Annotated in this window: 2 protein-coding genes and 1 pseudogene; 1 reads left to right on the top strand and 2 read right to left on the bottom strand. The window is 61.1% G+C overall.

Features of this window, described 5'->3' with window-relative positions; all coding sequences use genetic code 11:
• On the top strand, positions 1-881 hold an 881-nt coding region (locus VOI29_RS23625; protein ID WP_323784229.1), incomplete at its 5' end, for an IS110 family transposase.
• A gap of 288 nt (positions 882-1,169) precedes the next feature.
• Here the strand turns inward: VOI29_RS23625 and VOI29_RS23630 are convergent.
• Both VOI29_RS23630 and VOI29_RS23635 read right to left on the bottom strand, forming a co-directional pair.
• A pseudogene (locus tag VOI29_RS23630) lies at positions 1,170-1,322 on the bottom strand (transposase); the annotation flags it as partial.
• 326 nt (positions 1,323-1,648) lie between these two features.
• Positions 1,649-3,145, bottom strand: a 1,497-nt coding sequence (locus VOI29_RS23635; RefSeq protein ID WP_323784232.1) for a helicase-related protein, incomplete at its 5' end; no start/stop codon positions are given.

Here is a 3,145-nt window from a genome sequence, read left to right on the forward strand (position 1 = left end):
GTCTTGAAGCCGGGCCGCTGTCGCAATGGCTGTATCAGCATTTGACCGAGGCGGGATTTGCTGCCGTCCGAATGGAGACCCGGCAGGAGAAGGGCGCGCTGAAGGCGATGCCGATCACGACGGACCGGCGGGATGCCGAAGGTATCGCGCGGCTCTTGCAGATGAGGTGGATCCGGCCAGTACATTGCAAATCAATGCCGCCGCGGGAGATGCGCGCCCTGCTGTCCTCTCGCAAGGCGATCCAGCAAACCGTTATGAATCTCGAGCTGTCGATCCGTGGTGTGCTGCGCAACTTCGGGCTCAAGATGGGATGTGTTGCCAAAGTGCGCTTCGAGCAACGGGTGCAGGAGCTGGCCGACGGCAATAGCATGCTGGAAGCTGCCGTACCCCCGATCCTGACAGCGCGGCGTGCGCTTGGTCAGGAAATGGCGGTGTTGGAGAAACTCCTGCGCGATCATGCCAAGTCCGATCCGGTGTGCCGCCAACTGATGCTCATGCCCGGTGTCGGCGCTCTTGTGGCTCTGACGGTCAAGGCAGCCATCGACGCCCCCGATCGCTTTCGATCCTCCCGCGACGTCGGCCCATGGGTTGGCTTGACCCCGAGGCGCGAGCAGCCGGGGGAGCGCGGCATCCTGGGCGTAATCTCCCGGGCCGGCGATGCGCGGCTTCGTACGGCGCTCTACCAAGCGGCCACGGTGATGCTGAACCGTGCCCGTCCAAGTTGGCTGCCTGCCTGGGCATTGACTATCGCCAAGCGACACGGGAAGAAGTGCGCAACGGTTGCGCTGGCGCGCCGCATCGGGATGGTCCTGTACCGCATGTGGCGCGACGGCACAGAATTCCGCTTCACGCGCGCCGAGGCTATGACAGCCGCCGCATAGGGTCCGCGCAGTTGCACCGCCTATTCCCCATTAATTGTTGAAACAACAAAGAGAGACTGGCCGCGCCTGAGGGCGCTGATTCACCGTGGTCCCAGACCGGGACGCGGTCCCCGATGATGCCGGATGAACCCTAGTCACCAGACGACAGTCTGAGGATGTTCTTCAGATAGGCACGCGGGTACCGTTCTTGGACTTGGCATACCACGTCCACCGGCTGTGGAGCGTTCACCGGGCTTACGCCGCCTGCTGGGGCGACGGTCCCGCCCCACAGTGCGGCCCTTAGGGTTCGGGGACATCTCGCCAGTGCAACCCATTGCGATTGGTAAAAATAATTCCGCTCAGCACCCGTTTATCATCGACCCGAGGCTTGCCGTGCAACTGCGGAGAAAACGGGGCAAGCCTGGCCATCTGCTCGTCAGTCAGCCAATAAAAGCCGCTCATGTCACCGCTCCATTTCCGAGCTTTGAACCACGCAGCGCTGTGAAAATCAATGCATCCTGACCCTATGCGCCAGAGAGCAAAAGGATAAATCTCAAGTGAATGATCGATAAACACTTCCTATGATGTCGCGCCGGTGCAAACCGATTGGCTGTGCAAAATTGTGGGTCATTGGCATAAATCAAAGCGCCCGCCGCGCATACGCGCAGAAATCCGGCGAGTCACATGCAAGCCGGTGTCATTAAGTTTTACCGAAATGCTGTCAGCAGGCCGGTACTTTTGTGCGTCCTGCCGTTATCGGGCACAACTCTATGCTGCGTCCCCAACACTCACGAAAACTTCTTCTGCGACTTGCCTCTGTAAGCCCGGGTCCCGGCCTTGCCCGCCGTGGAGCGGCCCCGGGATTTTACGGCAGCGTCAGAGGCGGCCTGCACCGCCGCTTGCCGCGCCAGCGGATCGTCCGATATGGCCAGATCCACCGCCTCCAGCCGCTTGACCTCGTCACGCAAACGCGCGGCTTCCTCAAATTCGAGATTTTCGGCGGCCTTGCGCATCTGGTCGCGCAATCCGTTCAGATGCGCCTCCAGATTGGCGCCGTGCATCGGTTTGTCGATCTGAGCGGTGACGCGGTTCATGTCAACGTCGCCCTCATAAAGTCCAGCCAGAACATCCTCGACGTTTTTCTTGACGGTTTCCGGGGTGATGCCGTGTTCCGTGTTATAGGCGATCTGCTTTTCGCGGCGGCGGTTGGTTTCCCCCAAGGCGCGCTCCATCGAGCCGGTGATGCGGTCGGCATACATGATGACGCGGCCCTCGGCGTTGCGCGCGGCGCGGCCGATGGTCTGGATCAGCGAGGTCTCCGAGCGCAGGAAGCCCTCCTTGTCGGCGTCCAGAATGGCGACTAGGCCGCATTCGGGAATATCCAGCCCCTCGCGCAGCAGGTTGATGCCGATCAGCACGTCAAAGGCGCCAAGACGCAGATCACGCAGGATTTCGATGCGCTCCAGCGTGTCGATGTCTGAGTGCATATAGCGGACCTTGATCCCCTGTTCATGCAGGTATTCGGTCAGATCCTCGGCCATGCGTTTGGTCAGGGTGGTCACAAGGGTGCGGAAGCCGTTGGCGGTGACGCGGCGCACCTCGTCCAGCAAATCGTCCACCTGCATGTCAACCGGGCGGATTTCGACCTGCGGGTCCAACAGGCCGGTGGGGCGGATCACCTGTTCGGCAAAGACGCCGCTGGATTGCTCCAGCTCCCATTTTGACGGCGTGGCGGAGACAAAGACCGACTGCGGGCGCATCGCATCCCATTCTTCGAATTTCAGCGGGCGGTTGTCCATGCAGGACGGCAGCCGGAACCCATGTTCGGCCAGGGTGAATTTGCGCCGGTGGTCGCCCTTGTACATGCCGCCGATCTGCGGGACGGAAACGTGGGATTCATCAGCAAAGACAATGGCGTTGTCAGGGATGAATTCAAACAGGGTCGGAGGCGGCTCGCCCGGGGCGCGGCCCGTCAGGTAGCGGGAGTAATTCTCGATCCCGTTGCAATGGCCGGTCGCCTCCAGCATCTCGATGTCGAAGTTGCAGCGTTGCTCCAGCCGCTGGGCTTCCAAAAGCCTGCCCTCTCCGACCAACTGCTCGAGCCGCATTTTCAGCTCCTGCTTGATCGAGATGACGGCCTGGTTCAGCGTCGGTTTCGGCGTCACATAGTGGGAGTTCGCATAAACGCGGATCTGATCGAAACTGCCGGTCTTTTCGCCGGTCAGCGGGTCGAACTCGGTGATCGCCTCCAGGTCCTCGCCGAAAAAGGAGAGTTTCCAGGCGCG

The organism is Leisingera sp. (assembly GCF_034669605.1).
Lineage (GTDB): Bacteria > Pseudomonadota > Alphaproteobacteria > Rhodobacterales > Rhodobacteraceae > Leisingera.